This is a genomic window from Streptomyces sp. NPDC005303, from assembly GCF_040607335.1.
Classification (GTDB): Bacteria; Actinomycetota; Actinomycetes; order Streptomycetales; family Streptomycetaceae; genus Streptomyces.
On the sequence record NZ_JBEXGM010000010.1, the window covers coordinates 65,234 to 92,173 of the forward strand.

General features: G+C 72.7%; 20 protein-coding genes. 14 read left to right on the plus strand and 6 right to left on the minus strand.

The genetic code is table 11. The features are described from left to right. Positions 1–27: 27 nt before the first annotated feature. The 6 genes from ABZT93_RS17065 to ABZT93_RS17090 all read right to left on the minus strand — a co-directional run bounded on the left by ABZT93_RS17065 (position 28) and on the right by ABZT93_RS17090 (position 13,216). Positions 28–1,503, minus strand: a complete 1,476-nt coding sequence (locus ABZT93_RS17065; protein WP_356104976.1) for a tryptophan 7-halogenase — start codon at positions 1,501–1,503, stop codon at positions 28–30. A gap of 60 nt (positions 1,504–1,563) precedes the next feature. After that, entirely contained in the window at positions 1,564–9,582 is an 8,019-nt protein-coding gene (locus ABZT93_RS17070; RefSeq protein WP_356104979.1) for an SDR family NAD(P)-dependent oxidoreductase, read from the minus strand. A gap of 277 nt (positions 9,583–9,859) precedes the next feature. Then, a complete protein-coding gene (msrB, locus tag ABZT93_RS17075) occupies positions 9,860–10,267 on the minus strand; it encodes a peptide-methionine (R)-S-oxide reductase MsrB (protein ID WP_356104982.1) in 408 nt (135 codons plus the stop codon). 5 nt (positions 10,268–10,272) lie between these two features. Further along, positions 10,273–11,673, minus strand: a complete 1,401-nt coding sequence (gene murC, locus ABZT93_RS17080; RefSeq protein ID WP_356104985.1) for a UDP-N-acetylmuramate--L-alanine ligase — start codon at positions 11,671–11,673, stop codon at positions 10,273–10,275. A gap of 118 nt (positions 11,674–11,791) precedes the next feature. Continuing rightward, a complete protein-coding gene (locus tag ABZT93_RS17085; protein ID WP_356104988.1) occupies positions 11,792–12,265 on the minus strand; it encodes an indole-3-glycerol phosphate synthase in 474 nt (157 codons plus the stop codon). Positions 12,266–12,418: 153 nt separating this feature from the next. Next, a complete protein-coding gene (locus ABZT93_RS17090) occupies positions 12,419–13,216 on the minus strand; it encodes a pyrimidine reductase family protein (protein WP_356104991.1) in 798 nt (265 codons plus the stop codon). 73 nt (positions 13,217–13,289) lie between these two features. On the opposite strand from ABZT93_RS17090, the gene zapE reads away from it, so the two are divergent. The 14 genes from zapE to ABZT93_RS17160 all read left to right on the plus strand — a co-directional run bounded on the left by zapE (position 13,290) and on the right by ABZT93_RS17160 (position 26,751). Beyond that, the gene (zapE, locus tag ABZT93_RS17095) at positions 13,290–14,354 is read left to right on the plus strand and encodes a cell division protein ZapE (RefSeq protein ID WP_356105354.1); all 1,065 of its coding nucleotides are present in this window, start codon (positions 13,290–13,292) and stop codon (positions 14,352–14,354) included. A 185-nt stretch (positions 14,355–14,539) separates the two neighbouring features. Beyond that, on the plus strand, positions 14,540–14,932 hold the full coding sequence (locus ABZT93_RS17100; RefSeq protein ID WP_356104993.1) for a hypothetical protein: 393 nt from the start codon (positions 14,540–14,542) through the stop codon (positions 14,930–14,932). Between the two features lie 112 nt (positions 14,933–15,044). Continuing rightward, positions 15,045–15,623 (plus strand): carbonic anhydrase, encoded by a 579-nt coding sequence (locus ABZT93_RS17105; RefSeq protein ID WP_356104996.1) that lies wholly within the window; start codon positions 15,045–15,047, stop codon positions 15,621–15,623. Positions 15,624–15,628: 5 nt separating this feature from the next. Continuing rightward, on the plus strand, positions 15,629–17,110 hold the full coding sequence (locus ABZT93_RS17110; protein ID WP_356104999.1) for a SulP family inorganic anion transporter: 1,482 nt from the start codon (positions 15,629–15,631) through the stop codon (positions 17,108–17,110). Between the two features lie 99 nt (positions 17,111–17,209). After that, complete coding sequence (locus ABZT93_RS17115; protein ID WP_356105002.1) at positions 17,210–17,986, plus strand: slipin family protein; 777 nt, start codon at positions 17,210–17,212, stop codon at positions 17,984–17,986. 100 nt (positions 17,987–18,086) lie between these two features. Further along, positions 18,087–19,454: a PhoX family protein gene (locus ABZT93_RS17120; RefSeq protein ID WP_356105005.1), complete on the plus strand. Its 1,368-nt coding sequence runs from the start codon at positions 18,087–18,089 to the stop codon at positions 19,452–19,454. An 80-nt stretch (positions 19,455–19,534) separates the two neighbouring features. Next, the gene (locus ABZT93_RS17125; RefSeq protein WP_356105008.1) at positions 19,535–20,422 is read left to right on the plus strand and encodes a polyphosphate kinase 2 family protein; all 888 of its coding nucleotides are present in this window, start codon (positions 19,535–19,537) and stop codon (positions 20,420–20,422) included. Between the two features lie 21 nt (positions 20,423–20,443). Continuing rightward, the gene (locus tag ABZT93_RS17130) at positions 20,444–21,961 is read left to right on the plus strand and encodes an FAD-dependent oxidoreductase (protein WP_356105011.1); all 1,518 of its coding nucleotides are present in this window, start codon (positions 20,444–20,446) and stop codon (positions 21,959–21,961) included. A 60-nt stretch (positions 21,962–22,021) separates the two neighbouring features. Next, positions 22,022–22,846 carry a polysaccharide deacetylase family protein gene (locus ABZT93_RS17135; RefSeq protein ID WP_356105013.1) on the plus strand — a complete coding sequence of 275 codons (825 nt, stop codon included), beginning with the start codon at positions 22,022–22,024 and terminating at the stop codon, positions 22,844–22,846. Positions 22,847–22,856: 10 nt separating this feature from the next. Next, on the plus strand, positions 22,857–23,036 hold the full coding sequence (locus ABZT93_RS17140; protein ID WP_356105016.1) for a hypothetical protein: 180 nt from the start codon (positions 22,857–22,859) through the stop codon (positions 23,034–23,036). 16 nt (positions 23,037–23,052) lie between these two features. Continuing rightward, a complete protein-coding gene (locus ABZT93_RS17145; RefSeq protein ID WP_356105018.1) occupies positions 23,053–23,769 on the plus strand; it encodes an aminoacyl-tRNA hydrolase in 717 nt (238 codons plus the stop codon). Then, on the plus strand, positions 23,766–24,368 hold the full coding sequence (locus ABZT93_RS17150) for a TetR/AcrR family transcriptional regulator (RefSeq protein ID WP_356105021.1): 603 nt from the start codon (positions 23,766–23,768) through the stop codon (positions 24,366–24,368). The genes ABZT93_RS17145 and ABZT93_RS17150 overlap by 4 nt, the downstream gene beginning before the upstream one ends. Positions 24,369–24,623: 255 nt before the next feature. Then, a complete protein-coding gene (locus ABZT93_RS17155) occupies positions 24,624–25,238 on the plus strand; it encodes a TIGR03086 family metal-binding protein (protein ID WP_356105024.1) in 615 nt (204 codons plus the stop codon). A gap of 202 nt (positions 25,239–25,440) precedes the next feature. Beyond that, a complete protein-coding gene (locus ABZT93_RS17160) occupies positions 25,441–26,751 on the plus strand; it encodes a DUF692 domain-containing protein (RefSeq protein ID WP_356105027.1) in 1,311 nt (436 codons plus the stop codon). Positions 26,752–26,940 lie beyond the last annotated feature (189 nt).

Sequence of the window (26,940 nt, forward strand, 5' to 3'; positions counted from 1 at the left end):
AAGTCAACATACCAATGGTTCGGTCATTCATCCCGCGCTCTCCCAGCCCAGCCCGTCGGCGGAGGCGAGGAGGTGGCCCGACGGGGTGGGCACGGTGTCGTCCAGGGGGCCGCCGTACAGGGCCTGCTCCTGGAGGTCGTTGCCGGTCCGGAAGGTCTCGCCGACGACCCGCGTGGACAGCAGCGGGTTCGTCCGGTCGCCCGAGGACGCCAACCGGCCCACCGCGCCGTCCAGTTCGGCCGCGGCCGCACTCCACCGGTCCCCGAACCGCTCGGCTCCCAGCACCGCCGTGTCACCCGAGACCAGTCCGCCCGCCAGCTCGGCGAAGGCCGCCGCCTCGGTGCCGTCGACCTTCGTGACCTTCTTCGCGGACCAGAAGTACGACTCGTCGTTGCGTTCCATGTCGTAGAAGGCGATCAGGAACTCGTAGAACACCCCGTACTCGCGCCGGTAGCGGTCCTCGAACTCGGCGAAGCCGCGCTCCTCGGGCACACTGCCGTCGAGCGCGGAGTTGACCGCGCGGGCCGCCAGCAGGGCGCCGTAGGTGGCCAGATGGACCCCGGAGGACAGCACCGGGTCCACGAAGCAGGCGGCGTCGCCGACGAGCGCCATGCCGGGCGTCCAGAAGGACGTCCTCCAGTACGACCAGTCCTTGCGCACCCGCACCCGGTCGTACGGCGGCTCGGTCGCGGCCGGCACGCCGTCCAGCAGCTCGGCCACCTCCGGGCAGGCCCCGATCATGTCCTGCCAGGCGGCGCGCGGATCCCGCTGGACGGCCGGGTTGTGCTCGGGCGAGATCACGGCGCCGACGCTGGTCAGGTCGTCGCGCAGCGGGATGTACCAGAGCCACCCCGCGTCGAAGGCGGCGCAGAAGATGTTGCCCCGGTTCGGTTCGGGCAGCCGGCGTCCGCCCGCGAAGTAACCGAACACGGCGAGGTTGCGGAAGAAGTCGGAGTACACGCGCCTCCCGCCCACCCCGGAGTGGACCCGGCTGGTGTTGCCGGACGCGTCGATGACGTGACGGCCGTACGCCGTACGGGAGTTGCCGTCCTTGTCGGTGTACTCGACCCCGCGCACCCGCTCTCCGTCGGCGACGATCCGGCGCACCGGGCTGCCCTCGCGCACCTCGGCGCCGACGCGGACGGCGTTGCGCAGCAGGATCTCGTCGAACCGGGACCGCTCCACCTGGAAGGCCGTCGCCGTGGGCTCGGGCAGCCGGGGCGTCATGGCGAAGGAGAACTGCCACGGCTTCGGATCACGCCCCCAGCGCAGTGTGCCGCCGCGCTTGAGGGTGAACCCGGCCGCGGCGACCTCGTCGGCGACACCGAGGATGCCGCACAGGCCGTGCACGGTCGCGGGCAGCAGCGACTCACCGATCTGGTACCTCGGGAAGGTCTCCCGCTCCAGCAGGAGCACCCGGTGTCCGCGCATCGCGACGGCGGCCGCGGCGGTCGATCCGGCCGGGCCGCCACCGACGACTATCAGGTCGTACTCGGGGTCCATCGGGAACTCCTGTTCTCGGTCGGCGTCAGTCGTGTCAGGGATCAGCCGTCGTTCTCGGGGTCATTCGGTCAGCCAGGCGCGGATCGCCTCGGCCGTCGCGTCGGCGTCCCGGTGGACGACGGAGTAGTGGTCACCGGGGACGTCGGCGGTGTCGTGCGGCAGCGGCCAGTGCGGCAGCCAGTCGCCGTCGGGGTCGGCCCGCCGCATCTCGGCGGTCGGGCGGCCGCGCAGCAGCAGCGTCGGCACGGGCGGGGACCCGGGGACCGGCTCGGGGCGCCATCCCTCGAGAACGCGCGCATAGCCACCGCCCGCGATCAGCAACGAGTCGTCGAACTCCTCGACCACGTCCTCCGGCAGGGTGGCGCCCGCGGCCATCAGGGCGAGTGCGCGTGCGTCTCCGCGCTGGAGGACGCCCGCGTGCGAGTCGACCAGCACCACACCGGCCGGCGGCTCTCCGGCGCTCGCCAGGTGGCGGGCCACCTCGTGGGCGATCACACCGCCGGCGCAGTAGCCGACCAGGACGACGGGACCGCCCCGGGCGATCTCGCGCACCGCGTCGGCGTGCGCCCGCCTCAGCGTCTCCATCGAGTCCGGAACGGCCCTGCGGGCGCCGAGTCCGGGGTGTTCCAGCAGGTACAGGTCCCGTTCCCCGTCGAAGTGTGCGGCCAGCCCGGTCGGGACCCGCTGGAAGGGCGCGAGGTAGTCGGGGAGGTAGGCGAGCGCCGCGGCACCTCGGCCCTCGCTGGTGCCGCCCCGGGCGAGCCGGACGGGCCCGACGGCATGCCGGGCACGGTCGGCCGCGGTGAAGGACGGCAGGGCGTACGAGGCGACGTACCGCAGGGTCATCGCCTCCAGCGGGCCCCGCTCGCGCAGGACCCGGTGGTAGAGGGCGCTGAACCGGTAGGCGGAGGACGGCACTTGAGCCGCCGTGTCCGTCGCCGGAGTGTCCTTCGACTCCGCGGGCTCCTCCGGCTCCCCCGGCTCCCCCGGCTCCCCCGGCTCCGGCAGCGCGCCCGCCTTCCCCAACGCACCGAGGATGTGCGCCGAGAGCCCTTCCAGCGTCGGATGTTCGAGGACGACCGTGGGCGCAAGCCGCACCCGGGTGAACGCGCTGAGCCGGTTGCGGAACTGAAGGGCCGTCAGTGAGTCGAAGCCGAGCTGTCCGAACTCCCGGTCGGCGGGGAACGCGTCCGCGTCCGGGAAGCCGAGCACCGCGGCCAGTTCGGCGCGGAGCAGACCGGCCAGCACTTCCTCGCGGTGGCCCTGGGGAGTCGCGGCGAGCTTCTTGCGCCAGGCGCCGGGAGCCTGGTCGGCCGCCGGTGACACGGCGACCGGGGCCGGTCGCGACGGGCGTAGGTCCGCGAGCAACGGCAGGGGCGAGCCGCTCTGCGTGGCGCGGGCGAACGGCACGGGCACCAGCACCGGTGCCGCCGTTCGCAGCGCGGAGTCCAGCAGTTCGACGCCCTCCCGCTCGGTGATCGCGGGCACCCCGCCCTCGGCCAGCAGGTCGGGCGCGACCCGGCCCGCCATGCCGTCGTCGTGCGCGGTGGTCCACGGGCCCCAGGCGAGGGACCGGGCGGGCAGCCCGCGGGCGGCCCGGTGCCCGGCGAGCGCGTCGAGGAAGCCGTTGGCGGCCGCGTAGTTGGACTGTCCCGGCCTGCCCAGCACTCCGGCGGCCGAGGAGTACAGCACGAACGCGGACAGTGCCAGGTCCGCGGTCGCCTCGTGCAGATGCCAGGCGGCGTCCGCCTTGGGCGCCAGCACTTCGGCCACCCGCTCGGGCGTCATCCCGTGCACCACACCGTCGGCCACCACCCCGGCGAGATGGAACACGCCGGTCAGGGGCGGCCTGCAGGACGCGACCAGCGCGTCGACGGCCGCGCGGTCGCTCACGTCACACGCCACCACCCGCACGTCCGCGGGGAGTTCGGCGGCCCAGTCCGGAGTGCGGCCGCCACGGCTCGCCAACAGCAGGTGCCGGACCCGGTGTTCGGTCACGAGATACCGGGCGAGGCTCGCGCCGAGCGCTCCGGTGCCGCCGGTGATCAGCACGGTGCCGTCGGGGTCGAGGGCGGGTGGGGCGGCAGGCGCGGGGCCGGTGGTGACCAGCCTGGGCACCAGGACGGTGCCGTCGTGCAGGGCGAGTTGGGGCTCGCCGGTGCGCAGGGCCGCCTCCAGTGCCGTCGCAGTGGCGGTGCCGCCGCGGAGGTCGAGCTGCACGATACGGCCGGGGTGCTCGGACTGCGCGCTGCGCAGGAAGCCGGCCAGCGCGGCCTGCGCCGGGTCCGGGTCGTCGCCGGTGGCCTGATGGGTGAGCACCAGCAGTCGGCCCGGACGGGTGTCGGCGACCCAGTCGCGCACCCGGGCCAGGGCGGCCGTGACGAGATCCCGGGCCCGGCCCGGCATGTCCTCGGGCGGCTGGGCCGAAAGGTCTGCCGTATCGAGCAGTTCGTGCTCGACATCGGCGTCGCCGGCTTCCGTGGCGGGCCGCCAGGCCACCTCGTACAGCTCGGTGGGCCGGACCTTCATCACCCGCGTGACCAGGGATTCGACGGTGGCCAGCGGCCGCCCGTCCACGCCGGTCAGCGTCACCCGTACCTCGTCGGCCCCGAGCCGCTCCAGACGTACCCTCGCGGCGGTGGCGCCGGTCGCGTGCACGGTCACGCCGGTGCAGGCGAGCGGGACCCGCGCCTCGCCCGGCCCGTCGGCCAGCAGCGCGGCGTGCAGGGCTGCGTCGAACAGCGCGGGGTGCAGGGTGTACGAGCCCACGCCCGCCGCCTCCTGAGGCCGCAGCGCCACCTCGGCGAACGTCTCGGCACCGCGCCGCCAGAGCCTGGTGACCACACGGAAGGCGGGCCCGTAGTGGTGCCCGTACGCGGCGAGCCGCTGATAGTCGACGGCGAGCTCCTCGGCGCCGACAGGGGGCCACGGCGTGTCCTGAGCCGCTGCGGGAGGCGTACCGACCGGGGCGACCGACGCACCGGCATGGCGGGTCCACGTCTCACCCGTTCGCGCCCACACGGTGACCGGGCGGTTGCCCTCCCGGTCCGGGGCGTCCGCGACCACCTGGATCCGCACCTGGTCCGACGCGGGCAGCACCAGCGGCTCGTGGAAGGTCAGCTCGGACAACCGTGGCGGCCCCTGCTCCGGCGGTGTCCCCGCCGCCCGGAGGGCCAGCTCGGCGAAGACCGTCGCGGGCACCAGCACCCGGTCGCCGATGACATGGTCCGCGAGCCAGGGCTGCCGCGCGGTGGACAGCACGCCGCTGTACCGGGTGCCGGGCCCGTCGGCGTCCGGCTGCGCCTCACCGACCAGCTTCCGGTCGTCGCCGTCGCCGTGGTCACGGACGTCGAGCCAGTAGCGCTGCCGCTGGAAGGGGTACGTCGGCAGCGGCCGCCGCCGGGCGCCGGTTTTGGCGTACACGGACCGCCAGTCCACCGGCACCCCGTGGACGTGCAGCTCCGCCAGGGCCACGGCCGTCTCGGCACCGGACGTGAACAGGGCTCCGGAGCCCGGCTCGACGCACTCCTCGGCCGCCGTGATCAAGGCCGCGGAAGGACCGGTCGCCACGTAGGCCGTCACACCCCTCCGCGCCAGCCACTGCACCGCGTCGGCGAACCGCACGGTCTCACGCGCCTGCCGTACCCAGTACTCGGCGGTCCGGATCGCGTCCGGCTCCGGGCGGCCGGTCAGCGTCGACACCACCGGTACGGACGGCCGGTGGTAGGTGACCGACTCGGCGACCTCCCGGAACGCGTCCAGCATGGGGTCGAGCAGCGGTGAGTGGAAGGCGTGGCTGACCCTCAACCGGGTCGCGGACCGACCGAGTCGGGCAGCCAGGGTCGACACCGTCTCCTCGTCGCCGGACAGCACCACGGACTCGGGTCCGTTGACCGCCGCGACGGCGATCCGGGCACCGGGCACCTCGTCGAGCCGCTTCAGCACGTCCGCCAGCGGGGCCCGTACGGCGAACATGGCGCCCCCTGCTGGCAGTTCGGCCATCAGACGGCCACGCGCGGCCACCAGCCGTACCGCGTCGGCCCGCGAGAACACACCCGCGATGTGTGCGGCGGCCAGTTCGCCGATCGAATGGCCGACCAGGAAGTCCGGCCGTACACCGCAGTGAGCGAGGAGCGTGTGGAGGGCGACCTCATAGGCGAACAGGGCGGCTTGGGTGTAGTCGGTGCGGTGCAGGAGGTCGCTGTCGGGGTCGTCGATCACCTCCCTGAGGGGGCGGTCGAGCAACGGGGTGAAGGCGGCGCACAGTTCGTCGAAGGCGTTGGCGAACACGGGGAAGGAGGTCGACAGTTCGCGGCCCATGCCCGTCCGCTGGGAGCCCTGGCCCGCGCAGAGCAGCGCCACCTTGGAGGTGCCGCGTGCGGTGTCCTTGCGCAGTGCGGGGCTGTCGGTGCCTTCGGCCAACTCCCTCAGCCCGGCGAGCAGTCCGTCGGTCCCGGTGGCCAGGACGGCCGCTCGGCGCTGAAGGGGGGCGCGGGTGGTCGCGAGCGAGTACGCGACATCCAGGGCCGCCGTCTCCCCGTCGACGTCGGCCAGCGCTGTGGCCAACTCCCGGGCGTGGGCGCGGAGTCCGGCCTCGTCGCTGCCGCCGACGAGCCAGGAGGTGACGGTACGCGGGCCCGAGCTAACGTTCCGGGGCTCCTCCTCGGCGCCCGCCGGCTCCTCGATGATCACGTGCGCGTTGGTCCCGCCGATCCCGAACGACGAGACCGCCGCCCGGCGCGGCCGGTCGCGTTCCGGCCAGGGCCGGGCCCGGTCCAGCAGCCGTACCGCCCCGTCCGACCAGTCGACGTGCGGCGACGGCTGCTCCGCGTACAGCGACCTGGGCAGTTCGCCGTGGCGCATCGCCTCGATCATCTTGATGACGCCGGCCACCCCGGCCGCGGCCTGGGTGTGCCCGAAGTTCGACTTGACCGAGCCGAGCCACACCGGGTCCGCGGGCTCGCGGTCCTGGCCGTATGTGGCCAGCAGGGCGCCCGCCTCGATCGGGTCGCCGAGCGCGGTGCCGGTGCCGTGGCCCTCGACGACGTCGACGTCGTCCGTGTTCAGCCCGGCATCGGCCAACGCCAGCCGGATCAGCTCCCGTTGGGCCTCGCCGTTGGGGGCGGTCAGGCCGTTGGAGGCACCGTCCTGGTTGACGGCCGAGCCGCGCAGAACGGCCAGCACCGGGTGTCCGTTGCGCCGGGCGTCCGACAGCTTCTCCAGGAGCACCAGGCCGACGCCCTCGGCCCACGCGGTGCCGTCGGCGCCGTCCGCGAAGGACCGGCAGCGGCCGTCCGCCGACAGGCCGCGCTGCCGGCTGAACACCACGAACGGCTTCGGACTGGCCAGCACGGTCACCCCGCCGGCCAGCGCGAGGGTGCACTCACCCGCGCGCAGGGCGGCCGCGGCCAGGTCCATGGCGACGAGGGAGGACGAACAGGCCGTGTCGACGGTCAGGGCGGGACCGCGCAGGCCCAGCACGTAGGAGATCCGCCCGGAGGCCACGCTGCCGGCCGACCCGACGCCGATGTGCGACTCCAGCGCGTGCGCCGAGGCCCCGCCGCCGTATCCGCCGTGCATCAGACCGACGTAGACGCCGGTGGCGCTGCCGCGCAGGGAGGGCGCGGGGATGCCCGCGCGCTCCAGGGTCTCCCAGGCGACTTCGAGCAGCAGCCGGTGCTGCGGGTCGGTGGCCGTGGCCTCGCGCGGCGAGATGCCGAAGAACAGCGGGTCGAAGTCGGCCGCGTCGGTGAGGAAGCCGCCGCGTCGGGTGTACGTCGTCCCGAGCCGGTCGGGGTCGGGGTGGTACAGGGCGTCGACGTCCCAGCCCCGGTCGGCCGGGAACTCGCCGGTGGCGTCCGCCCCCTCGGACACCAGCCGCCAGAGGTCCTCGGGCGAGCGCACCCCACCCGGGTAACGGCAGCCGACGGCCACGATCGCGATCGGCTCGGCGGCGGGGCCGCGGCGCGGGTGTGCCGTCTCACGGGCACCGCCGTGCAGGCGCTCGTCCAGGTGTGCGGCGACGGCGGCGGGGGTCGGGTGGTCCCAGACCAGGGTGGCGGGCAGCCGCAGTCCGGTACGGAGGCCGAGCCGGTGCCACAGGGTCATCGCCCCCATGGAGGTGAGACCGAGGTCGGCGAAGGCGGTGTGCGGATCGATCGCCGCGGCGTCGGTGCCGGGCGCCTCACCACGGACGGCCGACGGGGCGCTCACGGAACGGCCGGGGACCGGCGGGGCGCTCGCGGAACGGCCGGGGACCGGCGAGGCGCTCGCGGCTCGACCGGGGACCGGCGAGGCGCTCGCGGAACGGCCGGGGACCGGCGAGGCGCTCGCGGAACGGCCGGGGACCGGCGGGGCGCTCGCGGCTCGACCGGGGACCGGCGGGGTAGTCACAGAACGACCGGGGACCGGCGGGGCGCCGGGCGGGAACGGCTCACCGGGGTTCTCCGGCCCCCCGGGCCTCCCCGCCCCACCGACGGTGGCCGTCTCCGCGCACACCAGCTCGGTCAGTACCGCGCGTCGCTCCGCCGGGGTCCGGTCGGCCAAGCCCGCGAGGGTCTCCTCGGACGGGCGGGCGGCGAGGCCCTCGCGGAGGACCGCCCGTCGTGGCTTGCCGGCCGCGGTGCGTGGGACGGCCGGGGTGAACAGGACGTCCTCGGGCACCTTGTGCGCGGAGAGCACCTCGGCGCAGGCCCGCAGCAGCTCGCCCGTGTCGAGGCCCCGTCGCGCCGGTACGACGAAGGCGACCGGGACCTCGCCGAGCAGCGGATGCGGTCGCGCCACCACGGCCGCGTCCAGTACCCCGGGCAGCCCGCGCAGCACCTGCTCGACCTCGACGGGATCGACGTTCTCCCCGCCCCGGACGATCCGGTCGTTCGCGCGTCCGGTGACGGTCAGGTGTCCGTGCTCGCCCAGCCGCCCCAGGTCACCGGTGCGGTACCAGCCGTCACCGTCCGCCGCCGTCCCGTCGTGGAGGCCGAGCATGAGGCCGGGCCCGCGCACCCAGATCTCCCCCTCGCCGCCCACGACCTCCGCCCCGGTCCCGGGATCGACGAGCCGCACCTCCATGCCGGGCAGCACGGCCCCGCTGCTGCCCCGCACCCGCGGCCCCGCCAAGGACTCCATCGCGATCTTGCCGCAGGTCTCGGTGCTGCCGTATCCGTCGAGGAGCGGTGCCCCGAACCGCCCCTCGACCCGCTCCCGCAGTTCCGGCTCGCTCGGCGCCCCGGCGGTGACGCACACCCGCAGCGAGGGCACCTCGCCGAGTCCGGCGTCGAGCAACTGCTGGTAGGTGAGCGGCACTCCGCCCAACACGGTCGGCGCGAACTCCTCGATCAGCCGTACCAGTGCGGCCGGTTCCCGCTCCGCGGTGATCCGCGCGCTGCCTCCCGCCACGGTCGTACCGAGTACACAGAGCGAGTGGGCGTAGGTGTGTGCGAGCGGCAACGGCCACAGCAGCCGGTCGTGCGCCGAGAGCCCCAGCCGGGGCACATAGCAGGCGACCGGGGACCAGAGCGCGGAGCGCTGACTGGCGACGGCGGCCCTGGGGGTGCCCGAGGTGCCGGAGGTGTACAGCAGCCAGGCGGGCTCGTCCAGACCGAGATCGTCGGGGGGTTCGGGTGCACGGCCGTCCGCCACGAGGTCGTCGAAGTGCACGACTCCCTCCGGCACCGGGCCGTCCCCGGTCACCACCAGTCGCGGTGACCGCTCCCCGACCACGCTGGCGATCCGCGCCAACTGCCGCCGGTCGACGACCAGTACGTCCGGATCGCAGTCGGCGAGCAGCGCCGCGAGCTCGGCATGGGTGCCCCGCGGACTCAACGGCACCCCGACCGCGGCGGCCCGGGCCGTGGCGAGCAACCCCTCGACCAGCTCCACGCTGTTGTCGAGACAGAACGCCACCCTGGCCCCACGCCCCACCCCGAGCGCGCCCGCCAACCGCCGCGTCCGGAGCTCCAGTTCGGCCCAGTTCACCGCCCGCCGGTCGTCGGCGAACGCGAGCTTCCCGCCGTACCGCGAGGAGTTCTCGACCAGTAACTCCGCCACGGGCCGGACCTCGGCCACTGCTCCGACGCGCATCGGGCCTCCTTCTGGATCACCGATTCCGCACCGTATCCCGCCCGCACGCCCGACATCGCATCGCAAATGGGTGCCGGGCGAGCGGAGTTGGCGGAACCAGCCACCGGAACTCGGCACACCCGGCCCCCGCGCCCACCGGGGCGCGGCGCGCCGGTCGGGAGGATCAAGAGTCGGTCATCCGGCCGGAGCGAGCCACACCGCCACCGGCACGGGAGAGCGGCCGTACCCACGGACCGGCCGCGGCGACCGGAAACGCCCGGGCCGCGACCGCTCGGCCTCAGCCCTCGTCCGGCGTCAGCCGCAACGAGATGCTGTTGATGCAGTACCGCTGGTCGGTGGGCGTCGGATACCCCTCACCCTCGAACACGTGCCCGAGGTGCGAGCCGCAGCGGGCGCAGCGCACCTCCGTCCGCACCATCCCGTGCGAGCGGTCCTGGATCAGTTCGACGGCGTCGGTGTCCTTCGGGTCGTAGAAGGACGGCCAGCCGCAGTGGGACTCGAACTTCGTGGTGGAGGTGAAGAGTTCGGCACCGCAGGCACGGCAGGAGTACACACCGGTGGTCTTGGTGTCGGTGTACTCACCGGCGAAGGCGGGTTCCGTGCCGGCCTGGCGGAGTACGGCGTACTCGGCCGGGGTCAGCTCCGCACGCCACTGCTCGTCCGGCTTGTCGACGTCGTACGACATGACTCTCAGCCCCTTTGGTTCGCGAGACGGTCCAGGATCAGCGGGCCGAGGTCGGTGACATCGCCCGCGCCCATGGTGAGAACGAGATCACCGGCCTTCGCCATTCCCGCGACCTGCTCCGGCACGTCCGCCTTGTCGTGGACCGGCGTCACGTCCGCGCCCGCGGCCCGCGCCGCCCCGATGATCAGCTCGCTCGTCACCCCGGGGATCGGGTCCTCGCGGGCCGGGTAGATGTCCAGGACCAGGGAGCCGTCCGCGAGCGCGAGGGCCTCGCCCATTTCCTTGCCGAGCTCCTGCGTCCGCGAGAACAGATGGGGCTGGAAGACGACCAGGATGCGGGCGTCACCGGCGGCCGCGCGCATGGCCTCCAGGTCCGCCGTCATCTCGGTGGGGTGGTGGGCGTAGGAGTCGATGACCTGCACCCCGGCCGCCTCACCCTTGAGCTGGAGGCGCCGCTTGACGCCGGTGTACGCGGCCAGGGCGGGCGCCAGCTCGGCGGCGGGGACCCCGAGCGCCATGCCCGCGGCCAGGGCGGCCACCGCGTTGTGCGCGTAGTGGCGGCCGGGCACGGACACGGTGAAGGTGAGCGGCGAACCGTCCAGCTCCACGGTGACCTCGCTCCTGAGGCCCTGCGCGACGACCGAGAGCACCCGCACGTCGGCGTCCTCGGCGTCGCCGTACGTCACCACGCGCACGCCGCTCGCCGTGACTCGCCGGGTCAGTTCCCGGGCGCCCTCGTGGTCCGCGTTGACGACCAGGGTGCCGCCCTCGGCGATGCGGTCCACGAACGTCTCGAAGGACTCGTAGATCTCGTCCATCGACGCGTAGTTGGCGTGGTGGTCGAGCTCGACGTTGAGGACGATCGCGACCTCGGGGGCGTACTTGTGGAAGCTGCGGTCCGATTCGTCCGCCTCGGCGACGAAGATCTCGCCCTCGCCGTGCAGGGCGTTGGAGCCGGGGGCGTCCAGGTCGCCGCCGATCGCGTACGACGGCTTCAGGCCCAGCTCGGACAGGGAGACCGCCAGCATCGAGGTCGTGGTCGTCTTGCCGTGCGTGCCCGCGACCGCGATCGGCCGCAGGCCGTCCATCAGCGAGGCGAGGGCGTCGGACCGGTGCACGACCGGGATGCCGAGCTCGGCCGCCCGGGCCAGCTCGGGGTTGTCGGCCCGGATCGCCGACGACACGACGACACAGGTGGCGTCGGACGCCAGGTGCTCGGCCGCGTGCCCGATGTGCACGGTCGCCCCGAGCGCGCGCAGCGCCTCCGCGGTCGCGGACTCCTTGGCGTCACTGCCGGCCACCTTCGCCCCGCGCTGCGCGAGGATCTTCGCGATCCCCGACATCCCGGCCCCACCGATCCCGATGAAGTGCGGTCGGTCCATGGCGGTAGGAAGGCCGGGTGCCATGCGTGTTCTCCCCAGATGCGGTACGACGGTGAGTCCTCAGCCTATTGCGTACGGGCGCGTGCCCGGCCCCAGGGGCGCGGGACCGTCCCCACCGTGAGGGTCCGGCCCGGCGGCAGGGCTACGCCTTGCTGTGCGAGAACAGCTTCAGCACCGGTACGCCCACCTTGTGACGGGCCCGGGACGCCCAGTCGCGGTGGAAGAACTCCTCGACGTAGTGGGGGTCGGTCAGCACGATCACCTCGTCCGCGCCGATCTCGCCGACCAGGGCCTTGAGCGCGTCCAGGGGGTGGTCCTCGATGAGCCGCCCCTCCGCCTCGCTCCCGGAGGCTCTGAGCGCCTGCAGGGACACCTCCAGGGCTCGCTCCCCCACGCCCTTCGCCGCGTCGCCCTCGGGCGTCTCCCGCTCCCGTACGGCCTCGTCCAGCTCGCCCAGCGCCACGTCGTCGATGGCCCGCAGCAGCCGGTCGGCCTGGTCCCCCCGCGGCTGGAGCAGCACATGGAACGCGACCGACTCGTCGCCGTGCAAAGTGGTGACGAAGTCCACGTCGGCGGACGTCAGGGCCTTCTCGATCATCAAAACGCTTGTGAACACCGGGCGTCCCCTTCTCTGCTCGCTGCGGAAACCATCCTGCCCCGTGATCGCACGGGTACTGCCGGATTCAGTGTGCCCGCCGGAAGCTAATCGGAACGGCAGATTCCGCCAAGGTCGGCCTCGGCGGTACCGATCGAACCCGCGCCCGGACGGTCACGGCCTGCGATACCTGCTGAAGAGGAATCCGTCCTCCTCCAGCAGGGAGTCCAGTGCGAACCGCGCCGGGACCGCCACCGAGGGCCCTCCGGCGATCCGCTGCGCGTCCCCCGCGGTGAGCATCGGGGACAGGGTCAGACAGAGCTCGTCGAGCACCCCGGCGGCCACCAGCTGCCCGAGCAGCCGGGGTCCGCCCTCGGTCAGCAGCCGGGTGTGTCCCAGCTCGGCGAGCGCCCGTACGGCTCGCGCGGGGTCCACGCCGACGCCGTCCCCGGCGATCACCACCCGCGCGCCCGCCTTCTCGGCCGCGGCGATCCGGTCCGGGGCCGCCGCGGCGCCGGTGAGGATCAGCGTGGGCACCAGGGGCGAGGTGTAGAGCGGGAGCGAGAAGTCCAGGTCCAGGCTCGCGGTGATCACCGCGATCGCCGGGACCGGGCCCTGTCCGGCCGCCTCCCGCATCGCAGCGAACTCGTCACGCACGCGTGCGGGCCGGTACCCCTCCTGCCGGACCGTTTCCGCACCGGCGATCACCACGTCCGCCAGGGCCCGTAGCGTCCCGAAGATCCGCATGTCGGTCGCGGTGGAGATGGGGTGCGACCGGCCGTCGTGCTGGGCGGCCCCGTCCAGCGTGGAAACCATGTTGGCGCGCAGCCACACCTCGGGGGTCCCGGGTCCGGGTCCGAGCTCGGGGTACGCGTAGGCGGCGGCCAGCTCGTCGAGGCTCCAGTCATGGCCGGTCTCCCCCTCGGAGCTCCGGATCGCTGTCTCGTCGGTCACAGGGAACAGGCGTCGCATGTCGTGCAGTGTGGCACGGCGCTTAGCATGGTGAACCGTGTCTACTTCCCCCGCCGCGTCCGGGTCCGGTTCGATGACCGACACCGCCCCGCCGTCCCTGTGCGACCGTGAGCCGCACGTCCCCGCGGACCGGCTGGTCGCCGAGATGGTGCCGCCGCCGCGGTTCGACTCGGTGCGTTTCGACACGTACATCCCGGACCCGAACCAGCCCAGCCAGACCGAGGCCGTCCGGGTCCTTGCGGGCTTCGCGGCGGGTCTCGGCGGCGCGCACGCGGTCGGCGGCGGCAAGCGCGGCTTCCTCGGGTTCGGCAGGGCCAGGACCCCGAAGACCCCGGCGGGCCCCCGCGGCGTCTACCTCGACGGCGGTTACGGCGTCGGCAAGACCCATCTGCTGGCCTCCCTCTGGCACGCCACCCCCGCCGAACCCTCCCTGAAGGCCTTCGGCACCTTCGTCGAGCTGACCAACCTGGTCGGCGCCCTCGGCTTCCAGAAGACGGTCCAGACGCTCTCCGGCCACCGCCTGCTGTGCATCGACGAGTTCGAGCTGGACGACCCGGGCGACACCGTCCTGGTCTCCACCCTGCTCGGCAAGCTGGTCGACGCGGGCGTGGCGCTCGCCGCCACCTCCAACACGCTGCCGGGCAAACTCGGCGAGGGCCGGTTCGCGGCCGTGGACTTCCTGCGCGAGATCCAGGGCCTGTCGGCGCACTTCCGCCCGCTGCGCATCGACGGCGAGGACTACCGCCACCGCGGGCTGCCCGAGGCCCCGGCGCCGTTCACCGACGAGGAGGTCACCAAGGCGGCGTACGCCACCGAGGGCGCCTCGCTCGACGACTTCCCGAGGCTGCTGGCCCACCTCGCCAGGGTCCACCCGAGCCGCTACGGCGCCCTGACCGACGGCCTCGGGGCGGTCTGCCTCACCGACGTGCAGCCGGTGCCGGACCAGTCGACGGCGCTGCGGCTCGTGGTGCTCGCGGACCGTCTCTACGACCGCGAGATACCGGTGCTGGCCTCCGGACTGCCCTTCGACCGCCTGTTCAGCGAGGAGATGCTGAACGGCGGCTACCGCAAGAAGTACTTCCGCGCGATATCCCGGCTGACCGCGCTGGCGCGCGACGCGAAGGGTCTTGTCGCTTAATCACAGCGAAACCTCGCACGTCAAGGGCCAGTTCGCGTCAGCGACCCGGCTCGCTTCAGCCTCTCTTCAGCCGGAAACGTTAAGTTAACCCTGCAAACAACTTTGCCGAGCTAAGGTGTTTCTTGACCAGCCGTTGACCAACGGTTGGTCTGGGCTAGAAGTGTGAACCATCGAGAGGGGGACGCGTGTTCCGAGGTGCGACGGTACGGACCGTGGTAGCGGCCCTCGCCGCCGTTCTTCTGGCGCTCCCTTTCTTCGTGTCCACCGAGGAATTCGCAACCGCGCACACAGGCCGTCAGGCTGAGGCCAAGGCTCAGGCCGGGACCAAGTTCTCCGGCAAGGCCTCACGCGCCGAAGCCTCCGGCAAGCGCCACTGCAACCACGTCGGGGGCCCGACCGGCCCCCTGCGCACCCGCGACCGGCACCGCGCCGTCGACTTCGCCCCCGAGGGGCCCGAGCGCTCACTGTCGGCCGAGGAGCCGACGGCCCCGCCCGAGCGGGTCGCAGCAGGCGCGTTCCCCCTGTCGAGACCCTCGACAGCCCATGCTCCGGCGGCACTTCAGGTTTTCCGCTGCTGACAGCAGAGCAGTGCCCCACCTCTGTTCCCCCACCTGTCATGTAAGCCGACGCGCCCTTCGGCGCGCCAGGTAACCCGACGCGCCCCCACGGCGCGCCAGGAGGAGTCACCACATGCAGCCCCTCATCGACAACGCCCGTACGTTCGGACAGCGCCCTGAGGAGTTCGCCAAGCTGGCCGAAGGCCAGTCCCCCCAGGTTCTGTTCATCACCTGCTCGGACTCCAGGGTCGTCCCGGCCCTGATCACGGGCGCCCGCCCGGGCGAGCTCTTCGAGCTGCGCACCGCGGGCAACATCGTTCCCCCCTACGCCTCGGAGCACCCCACCAGCGAGGCGGCCACCATCGAGTACGCCGTGGAGGTGCTGGGCGTCCGCGACATCGTGGTCTGCGGGCACTCGCACTGCGGCGCCGTCGGCGCCCTGGTCCGCGGCGACGACCTGGACGCCGTCCCGGCCGTGCGCGACTGGCTCAATCACGCCACCCCGCGCCCGTCCGGCACGACCGAGGACCCGGAAGTGGCCGAGGGCGTGCAGAACCACGTCCTGGCCCAGGTGCTGCGCCTGCGGTCCTACCCGTTCATCGACAAGAAGCTGGCGGAGGACCGACTGACCCTGCACGCCTGGTACTACGAGGTGCACACGGGCGCGGTGCGCGTCCACCGCGCCGAGACCGACGCGTTCGAGGGTCTGTGATCGCCATGATGACCAAGTACCCTCACCTGCGGCAGGACTTCGCCGCCTCCCTGGTCGTCTTCCTGGTCGCACTCCCGCTCTGCGTGGGCGTGGCCGTCGCCTCCGGTGTACCGGCGGAGCTCGGCCTCATCACCGGCATAGTCGGCGGCATCGTCACCGGTCTGATGCGCGGCAGCAGCCTCCAGGTCTCCGGGCCCGCGGCCGGTCTGACCGTGCTCGTCTTCGAGGCGGTCAACGAGTTCGGGCTGCCCGCGCTGGGTGTGATCGTCCTCTCCGCCGGACTGCTCCAGCTCGCGATGGGCGCCCTGAAACTGGGGCGCTGGTTCCGGGCGATATCCGTCTCGGTCGTCGAGGGCATGCTGGCCGGTATCGGTCTCGTGATCATCGCGGGCCAGCTGTACTCGGCGGCCGGTCTGAAGGCTCCCGCCTCCGGACTCGACAAGATCCTGGGCCTGCCCGGCGCCGTCGTCGACGCGCTCGGCAGCACCACGGCCCTCCTCTCGCTCGCCGTCGGCGCGGGCACCATCGCGGTGCTCGTGCTGTGGAAGAAGCTGCCGAAGAAGGCACAGACCGTGCCCGGCGCGCTCGCCGCGGTCCTGTTGGCCACCCTGGTCACCCAGGTCTTCGGCCTGTCCATAGCCACCGTCGAGGTGAACGGCCTGCTGGCCTCCGTCCAGCCGCCCGGCATGGACGCCTTCGGTGAGCTGGCCAGTCCCGCCATCTTCGGCACGATCATCGCCTTCACCCTGATCGCCTCCGCCGAGAGCCTGTTCAGCGCCGCGGCCGTGGACCGGCTGCACGACGGTCCGCGCACCGAGTACGACAAGGAGCTCATGGCCCAGGGCGTGGGCAACACGGTGTGCGGCGCGCTCGGCGCGCTGCCCATGACCGCGGTCATCGTGCGCAGCTCCGCCAACGTCCAGGCGGGCGCGAAGACCAAGGCGTCCCGGGTCATGCACGGCGTGTGGCTGCTGCTGTTCGCGGCCCTGCTGCCCTCGACGCTGGCGCTGATCCCGCTGCCCGCGCTCGCCGGCATCCTGGTCCACGCGGGCTTCAAGCTGATCCCCTTCCGGGAGATCGTGTCGCTGTGGCGCGGCCACCGCGGTGAGGCGCTGATCCTGGTCGCCACGGCCGTCTCGATCGTCGCGGTGAACATGTTCGAGGGCGTGCTGATCGGTCTGGCCCTGTCGGTCGTCAAGACCGCGTGGGAGGCCTCGCACCTCAAGCTGGAGATCGTCGACAAGGGCGCGGGCCCGATCCAGGCGCACCTGTCGGGCAACGCGACCTTCCTGAGGCTGCCGAAGATCCTCGACAGCCTGGAGTCGCTGCCCCAGGACCGGCCCGTGGAGCTGGACCTCTCCGGTCTGCACCACCTGGACCACGCTTGCCGTACGGCCCTGGAGAACTGGGCCGAGCGGCACAGTGCGGTCGGCACGGAACCCGTGCGGGTCACGGAACCGGAGCTGGCGAAGGCCACCGCCCCGTAGTGCTCTCAGCCCGGTCAGGGGCCTGTCGTGGCCCCGGACCGGGCACCGGGCATATCGTTGCAGGAGCAGACATACGGACCTCTGGACGAGGAGGTCGGAATGCTCCAGGAACTGGTGACGGCGGCCGTGGCGGTCGGTTCCGCGGGGGTCGTCTACCTCGCGGCGGCGGCCAGGGTCGTCAAGCAGTACGAGCGCGGGGTGGTCTTCCGCCTCGGACGGCTCGGGGGCGAGGTGCGCGAGCCCGGCTTCACGGCGATCGTGCCGTTCGTGGACCGGCTCCACAAGGTGAACATGCAGATCGTCACGATGCCGGTGCCGGCCCAGGAGGGCATCACCCGGGACAATGTGACGGTGCGCGTGGACGCGGTCGTCTACTTCCGGGTCGTCGACGCGGCGAGCGCCCTCGTCAAGGTCGAGGACTACAAGTTCGCCGTCTCCCAGATGGCCCAGACCTCCCTGCGTTCGATCATCGGCAAGAGCGAGCTGGACGACCTGCTCTCCAACCGCGAGAAGCTCAACGAAGGCCTGGAACTGATGATCGACAGCCCGGCTGTCGGCTGGGGCGTGCAGGTGGACCGCGTCGAGATCAAGGACGTGTCGCTGCCGGACACGATGAAGCGGTCGATGGCACGCCAGGCCGAGGCCGACCGTGAGCGGCGGGCCCGGGTCATCAACGCCGACGCCGAACTCCAGGCCTCGAAGAAGCTCGCGGAGGCCGCCAAGGAGATGTCCGAGCAGCCCGCCGCACTCCAACTCAGGCTGCTCCAGACGGTCGTGGCGGTGGCCGCCGAGAAGAACTCGACACTCGTCCTGCCCTTCCCGGTGGAGCTGCTGCGCTTCCTGGAGCGGGCGCAGGAGCATCCGACCGGGACGTGAGGGACGGGGACACGCTACGCGCGTGGTTCCCGCGGGCCGACCCAGGTGATAGACACAGCGAGGTCACAGTCCTGTCCGCCAGCAGGAAGGTTGCTTCGCCATGTCCGCAACACGACGTCAGGTCCTGGCCCGCTCCGGTGCCTTGGGCGTGGGCATCGCCTTCACCGGCGCCCTCTCCGAACTGTTCGCCGGCACCGCCGCCGCCCACCCTCTCGGACACACCGGCTACGGCCCCCTCGTACCCGACCCGAAGGGCCTGCTGGACCTCCCGAAGGGCTTCCGCCACAAGGTCCTCTCCCGCGAGGGCGACCAGCTCCGCTCCGGTGAGGGCAAGGTCCCCTCCAACCACGACGGCATGACCGCGCTGCCCGGCAGACAGGGTCGCGTCCACCTGGTCCGCAACCACGAGAACCGCCCCACCGCGGCCATCGCCGTCCCCACCGTCGAGGGTCTGACCTACGACCCGGCGGGCAAGGGCGGCTGTACGGCCCTCACGCTGGACTCTCGCAACAACGTGCTGTCGGAGCGAGTCGCCATCGCCGGTACCGCCGTCAACTGCGCGGGCGGGCCCACCCCTTGGGGCACCTGGCTGACCTGCGAGGAGACCGAGGACAGGGCCGGCACCAACGGCTACACCAAGGACCACGGCTTCATCTTCGAGGTCGATCCGACGGACCCGCACAGAAGTGGCGCGGTCCCGCTGACCGCGATGGGCCGCTTCCAGCACGAGGCCATCGCGATCGACCCGGGACGCGGCATCGTCTACGAGACCGAGGACGCCTTCCTCAAGCCCTTCGGCCTCTTCTACCGCTTCCTGCCCAACAGGCCCGAGGGCGGCCTCGGTTCACTGCGCGCGGGCGGCCGGCTCCAGGCGATGCGGGTGCCCGGCGTACCGGACCTGTCCGCGATCCAGGAGACCGGCGCCTGCTTCGAGGGCATCGAGTGGGTCGACGTACCGGACCCGCTGGCCACCGAAACCCCCGTCCGGCTCCAGGACTTCGGCCCGAAGGGCATCACGCACGCCCAGAAGCTGGAGGGCTGCTACTGGGGCGGGAAGTCCGTCTACTTCGTCTCCTCGTTCGCGCACAGCGCCGACGGTTCGGCCGCCGACCACTACGGGCAGATCTGGCGCTACGACCCCTCGGCGCGCCGGCTCACCCTGGTGATCGTCTTCGGCCCCGACACCGACGTGCAGCTGCCCGGCGAGTCCCCGGACAACATCTGCCTCGCCCCGAGCGGCGGCCTGATGGTGTGCGAGGACGGCAACGGCGCCCAGCACGTCTTCGGCGTGACCCGGCACGGCGAGGTCTACGCGATGGCCCGCGGCCGACAGAACATCGGATCCCCGGAAGCACCGGAGTGGGGCGAGTTCGCCGGCGTCACCTTCTCCCCCGACGGGCAGACGATGTACGTCAACTGCTACACGCCCGGGACGACCTTCGCGGTGACGGGGCCCTGGCGCAGGTAGCCGCCCTCCCCGACGGCTGGCGCGCCCCGGTCCCCCGGCGCACGATCGAGGGGCCGGACCCGGGCCGGAAGGGGTGCCCCATGTCGAAGAAGGGCTCGAAGACCCGCGCGGCGAAGAAGGGCGGGGACGATCTCGCCCTGCGCGAGCTGCTGCGCGTACCGGGCGGCAAGCCGGTGGACCTGGCCGCCCACGACGCCCGGGAGACCCCGGCCGGCCCCCGTCACAAGCGGGCGGGCGTGGCCGCGATGACCGAGCTGGCCAAGCCGCTCGCCGACCTGCAGGAACGCCTGTGGGCGGCGAGCACGGCGGGCGACCGGCGCCGGGTCCTGCTGGTGCTCCAGGGCATGGACACCAGCGGCAAGGGCGGCACGGTCAAGCACGTCATCGGCCTGTTCAACCCGTCCGGCTGCCGTATCCACGCCTTCAAGGCCCCCACGCCGAAGGAACTCACTCACCCCTTCCTCTGGCGCATCAAGAAAGCTCTGCCGGAAGCCGGCGAACTGGGCATCTTCGACCGCTCGCACTACGAGGACGTCCTCATCGCCCGCGTCCGCTCGCTGGCCCCGCCCGCGGAGATCGAGCGCCGCTACGACGAGATCAACCGCTTCGAGAAGTCCCTCACCGACGACGGCGTCACCGTCATCAAGTGCTTCCTGCACATCTCGTACGGCGAACAGCGCGACCGTCTCCTCAAGCGCCTGGACCGCCCGGACAAGCACTGGAAGTTCAACCTCGCGGACATCGACGAACGCGCCCTGTGGCCCGCCTACCAGCATGCGTACGAGCTGGCCCTGGAGCGCTGCTCGACCCCGCACGCCCCCTGGTACCTGGTCCCCGCCGACCGCAAGTGGTACCGGAACTGGGCGGTGAGCCGGCTCCTCCTGGAGCACCTGTCGGAGCTGGACCCGCGCTACCCGGAGGCCGACTTCGACGTGGAGGAGGCCCGCAGGCGGCTGCTGGAACAGTGAATCCCGGGGTACTCGGGGCGCATGACCGAGAACCGGCATGTCAAGGGCTCGTACTGGCTGGAGACGGCACCCGGCGGGGCCCGGCCGCCGCTGACCAAGGATCTCGACGTCGACGTGGCCGTCATCGGCGCCGGTATCGCCGGGCTGAGCACGGCGTGGGAGCTGACGCGGGCCGGGCGGCGGGTGGCGGTCCTGGAGGCCGGGCAGGTGGCCGCCGGGGTCACCGGGCACACCACCGCCAAGCTGACCGCCCTGCACACACTGATCTACGACAAGGTTCGCCGCACCCGTGGCCCCGAGGGCGCCCGGTTGTACGCCCGCTCACAGTCCGAGGCGATCGAACGGGCCGCCGAGATCGCGGCCGAGCTGGGCGTCGACTGCGACTGGGAGCAGCGCAGCGCCTACACCTACGTCCGTGACGACAGCCGGGTCGAGGAGCTGCGGGCCGAGGCGGCGGCCGCCCGGGAGGCGGGGCTGCCGGCGTCGTTCGTGACGGAGACCGGGCTGCCCTTCCCGGTGGCGGGCGCGGTACGGGTGACCGGGCAGGCGCAGTTCCATCCGCGCAAGTACCTGCTGGCCCTCGCCGAGGACCTCGTCGCCTCCGGGGCGGCCGTGCACGAGCACACCGCCGTCCTCGGGCTCGACGAGGGCGAGCCGTGCCGGCTGTCGACGGACACCCGGGCCACGGTGACGGCCCGGGACGTCGTGGTCGCCACCCACTACCCGATCTTCGACCGGGCCCTGCTGTTCACCCGGCTCTCCCCGCGCCGCGAGCTGGTCGTCGCCGGGACGATCGAGCGGGAGCGGGATCCGGACGGCATGTACATCACGCCGGACGAGGGCACCCGCTCGGTGCGTACGGCTCCCTGGGACGCCGACCGGCGGCTGCTCATCGTGACCGGCGAGCACTTCACCCCCGGCACGGGCGACACCCGGGCCCGGTTCGACGACCTGTCCGCCTGGGCCGCCCGGCACTTCCCCGGCGTCGAGCTCACCCACGCCTGGGCCACCCAGGACAACGACCCCACCGACACGGTGCCGCTGGTCGGCCCGCTGCACCCGGGGGCCCGGCACTCCTATGTCGCCACCGGCTTCGGCGGCTGGGGCATGAGCGGCGGCATCATGGCGGGCCGCCTGCTCGCGGCCCAGATCACCGGCGAGGAGTGCGCCTGGAGCGACCTGTACGACCCGCGCCGTCTGCTCTCCCAGGTCCGGGAGGCCCCGTCCTTCCTCAAGAACCAGGTCCAGGTGGCCCGCCACTTCGTCGGCGACCGCCTGCGTCCGGCGCCCCCGCTGGAGTCCCTCCCGCCTGGAGAGGGTGCCGTGGTCCGCGTGAACGGCGACCGTCTCGCGGTCTACCGCGACGACGACGGCAACCTCCACGCCGTCTCCCCGCGCTGCACCCACCTGGGCTGTCTGGTCTCCTTCAACGGAGCCGAGGACGCCTGGGAATGCCCCTGCCACGGGTCCCGCTTCGCCACGGACGGCAAGGTGATCCAGGGACCGGCGACCAAGCCGCTGGAGCAGCGGGACATCTGAGCGGGTGACGTCACGGCCAGGGTGAGCGGCAAATAAGACAGTTTGCCCTATTTTCATACAGTGATCACTCTTGTACGACGCGTCACCGCCGCCTGTGTCCTCGGCGCCGCCCTCACGGCCTGTGCCGCCACCTCCCACCCGGCGGCCCCTCGCCCGGCCCACCCGGCCCCCTCCGCGACCTCCGCACCCCCCACGCTCGCCCCCGGCCCCGGAGGCCTGACCCCTGTCTTCAAGAACGGCTCCCGCACCCACGGCAGGACGGTCGCGCTCACCTTCGACGCCGACATGACCGCCGACCAGGGGGCCCGGGCGGCGGCCGGCGAGCACTTCGACAATCCCGGGCTGATCGCGGCGCTGCGGGCCCTGAAGGTACCGGCCACCGTGTTCATGACCGGGCGCTGGGCCGAGGAGTATCCGGAGCAGGCCCGCTCCCTCGGGCGGGACCCGCTCTTCGAGATCGCCAACCACTCCTACAGCCACTACGCCTTCACCGCCGACTGCTACGGGCTGCCGACGGTCTCCGGTGACCGGATGCGGGCGGACGTGGAGCGGGCGTACGCGGCGTTCCGGAAGGCGGGGGTGCCCGACGCGAGACCGTATTTCCGCTTCCCCGGCGGGTGCTACGACCGCCGTGCGCTGAAGGCGCTGACCCCGGTCGGCGTGACCGCCGTCCAGTGGGACGTGGTGAGTGGCGACGCGTTCGCGACCGACGCGGAGGCGGTGTCCCGGCAGGTGCTGGAGGGGGTGCGGCCGGGGTCGGTCGTGGTCATGCACTGCACGCGCAGCGCCGCGCCGACGACGGAGCGGGTGGTGCGGACGGTCGTGCCGCAGCTGCGGGAGCGGGGGTTCCGCTTCGTGAAGGTGTCCGAACTGATCGGGTCCTAGGCTGGAAGGCATGAGCGAGGACTACTGCACGATCGGCGACATGCCGAAGCCTCCGGTCGCCGAGGGGCCGCCGTACGCGGAGTGCGTGCTGTGCCGGAAGCCGACCGAGTACCCGGAGTCGTACAAGGGGATCACGCTGTGCCCGGTGTGCGAGTGGCAGGAGGCACAGCGGACGGCTTGTTCGGGGTGACCTTAGGCTTGTCCGGGTGAGCCACGACGTGACGCCCTCGACCGACAGCCCCTTCCGCCCCGAGCCGACCGCACGCGACCAGGCACCCCAGTTCGTGCTGCCCCTGGTCGTGCGTATCGAGAAGGCCGCTCCGCCCGCTCGGACCGACGCCCTGGAGACCGCCGCCCGCGCCGTTCTCGTCATGCTCGGCGACGAGCGTTCGGTCGGCGACGGGGAGTGGGCCGAGGCCGTGCGGGACTGGCAGGACGCCCGCATCCGCAAGGTCGTACGGCGGGCCCGGGGGGCCGAGTGGCGACGGGCCGAGGCGCTGGCCGGGATCACCGTGACGGGGAAGGCGGCGGAGGTGCGGGTGTTCCCGCCGGTGCCGCTCGACGGGTGGCCCAAGGAACTGGCCAGGCTCCAGGTCTCCGGCACCGATCTCGACGATCCCGAACCGCCCGTCGAGGCGGACCCGACCGCTCCCGTGCTGTGGCTCAGCCCGGACCTCGACATGTCGGCCGGCAAGGCGATGGCCCAGGCCGGTCATGGCGCTCAACTCGCCTGGTGGGAACTGTCGGACGAGGAGCGGGCCGCCTGGCGGGACGCCGGGTTCCCGCTCGCCGTACGGACCGCGGACCCCGGGCGCTGGGCCGAACTCACCGTCAGCGGGCTGCCGTTGGTCCGCGACGCCGGGTTCACCGAGATCGCGCCCGGCTCCTGCACGGTCGTCGCGGACCATCCGGCGCTGCGATGACCAGGGTCGACGGGCGCGTCGAGCGGGGCAACCGCACCCGGCGGGCCGTGCTGCGACGGGCCGTCGACATCGCCTCGGTCGAGGGTCTGGAGGCGTTGTCCGTGGGGCGGCTGGCCGGGGAACTGGAGCTGAGCAAGAGCGGGGTGTTCGCGCTGTTCGGCTCCAAGCAGGAGCTCCAGCTGGCGACCGTGCGGGAGGCCTCGCGGATCTTCGTCGCCGAGGTGCTGGAGCCGGTCTCCGAGGCAACCGACGGGGTCGATCGGCTACGTGGCCTGTGCGAGGGCTGGCTGCGCTATTCGGAGCAGCGCGTCTTCCCGGGGGGCTGCTTCTTCTACGGCGTGATGGCCGAGTTCGACGCCCGCGAGGGAGCGGTCCATGACGCCCTCGTCGAGGCACAGCGCGCCTGGCTCGGGGAGTTGGAGAGGTGCGCCGAGCGGGCGAGGGCCAGGGGTGAGCTGGGCGCGGACACCGATCCTGCGCAACTCGCCTTCGAGGTCGTCGCGTTGATGGAGACGGCGAACGCGATGTCGGTGCTGCACGGTGAGAACGCGCCCTACGTCAGGGCCCGGCGGGGCATCGCCGCGCGGTTGCGGGCCTGACAGCTGAAGCACTGCTGGGCCGGAGGTCTTTCGGCGCGAAAACTAGTAGCACGATCGTTCGTCTAGTTTTATGGTCGGGGCATGGGCACTCCTCACACATCCTGGCCGTCGACTCCCGGCGCGGTGGGGATGTGGCTGTGGCTGGGCGGACCCGCTGTGCGGGCGGTCAACTGCGTTCGGTGCGGCGGGAGTTCGAGGGGTTCATCCCGATGCCGTGTGGGCGTACGCCCTGGATCTGATCACCGAGGAGCGCTGATGGATGTGGTCGAGCTGGACCGGATCGCCGTACAGGAGGCTGCGCGGGTGGTGGAGCTGGCCCGGGGCGGGGACGACGGGGATGACAGGGACTGGGCGCGGGACACCCCCTGCGCGGGATGGGACTTGCGGCGGCTGGTGGCCCATATGACCGCGCAGCACCACGGGTTCGCGGCCGCCGCACGTGGCGTGGGCGGCGAGTCGGGGTACTGGCGGGAACGGGAGGAGGCGGTCGAGCCCGCTCGGGCGCATCGCGCGGCCGCGGAGGCGGTGCTCGTGGCGTTCGCCGAACCGGGCGCGTCGGAACGGGAGTTCGTGCTGCCGGAGCTGGGCGGAGGGTTCACCGGCCGTACGGCGATCGGCTTTCACTTCGTCGACTACGTCGTGCACGCGTGGGACGTGGCTGCCGCGCTAGGGGTGCGGCTCCGGCTGGCCGACGAGGTGTGCCGGGCGGCGCTGGCGGTGGCCCGGCGCGTTCCGACCGATCCCGTCGGCCGGGGGCCGGGGTTCGCGTTCGCGCTCGCACTGAAGGTCCCGGAGGGGGTCGCACCGCTGGCGGAGACGCTGCGGCTGCTGGGCCGGGAACCGGAGGCGTGGCCCGGAACAGGCGTCTGACGTCGCCAGCCACGGGCATGATTCGGCCTCGGTCTCGGGGAGTGTTCGTCGCGGCACCTGGCCGTGGCCCCGCGTGACGCACGGGTGATCCCACCAGCCGAACCTCAAATGTTGCTCTGAACGTCCCCCCGGCGCGGTTCGGGGCCGGACCCCGGGGCCATACCTCCGTCACGTCGGGAGAGGCCGAGGAGGGGGACGGACCATGGAGCGACTGGGCACGGGGATCGGGTGGCGGCCGGAGATCGCGGACGCCGTGGAGGAGATGCCGGGCATCGACTGGGTCGAGGCCGTGGCCGAGAACGTCTGCCCCGGGCACCTGCCCGAGTCGCTGCGGCGGCTGCGCGAGCGCGGGGTGACCGTGGTGCCGCACGGCGTCTCGCTCGGCCTCGGCGGGGCGGACCGGCCCGACGCCGGGCGGCTCCTGGCTCTCGCCGAGCGGGCCGAGGCACTGGGCTCGCCGCTGGTCACCGAGCACATCGCGTTCGTCCGGGCGGGCGGCCCGCTGACCGCCTCCCCGCGCCTGGAGGCAGGACATCTGCTCCCCGTCCCGCGCACCCGGGACGCCCTGGACGTTCTGTGCGAGAACATCCGCATCGCGCAGGACGCCCTGCCGGTGCCGCTCGCCGTGGAGAACATCGCCGCACTGATCTCGTGGCCGGGCGAGGAGATGACCGAGGGGCAGTTCCTCTACGACCTCGCCGACCGGACGGGCGTACGGCTGCTGATCGACGTGGCCAACCTGCACACCAACCACGTCAACCGCGGCGAGGACCCGGCCGAGGCACTCGCCGAACTTCCCCTGGAGGCCATCGCGTACGTCCATGTCGCGGGCGGGTTCGAGCGGGACGGGGTGTGGCACGACAGCCACGCCCACCCGGTTCCCCGGCCGGTCATCGACATCCTCACCGACCTCGCATCCAGGGTCTCGCCGCCGGGAGTGCTGCTGGAGCGGGACGAGAACTTTCCCGAACCGGTCGAGCTGGAGGGGGAGTTGGCGGCGATCCGGGACGCGGTGGCGAAGGGGGGCGGGGTGCGGGCCCCCGAAGGTGCGTTGCGCACGCCCGCCGCCGTGGAGCCGTCGGGCGTCCCGACCGGCCCCGCCCGCCAGCGGCTCGCCCTCGCCCAGACCGCCCTGCTGTCCGCGCTCGTGGCGGGGACGCCGGTGCCGGAGGGGTTCGACCGGGTACGACTGGGGGTGCAGGCGCGGGCGCTCGCCGGGAAGCGGGCGGATGTGGTGGCGAAGGTGGCGCCCGAGTTGCCGGTGATCCTCGGGGCGGGTTATCGGCCGGCGTTCCTGGCGTATGCGCAGGCGGCGCCGATGACCGACGGATATCGGCGCGATGCGCTGGACTTCGCCGAACATCTGTTGCTGTTCGAGAAGTCGGGGGACACGAGGGCTCGGCGGGAGCTGCGGGAGTGGTGGCTGGAGCGGTCCGGACCGGCACCGAGGTCCCGGAGGCCGGGGGTGCGGCTGGCTCGGGCCACGCGCAGGGTTCTGCTGGGGCACCGTTGACCGGCGAGGCGTCCGCAACCGGGTGCGGCTACCGTCAGACCGACGAACACCGCCATGCCGTCGAGCGACGCGACAACCGCCTCATCTGGTCGCTCAGAAGAGATCGGGCGTTGCCCGCGTCGCATCATCGGGAAACGCACTCACCATCGGCGCAAGTGCCGCCGACTCCCCGAAGATGCCCACGTGGGT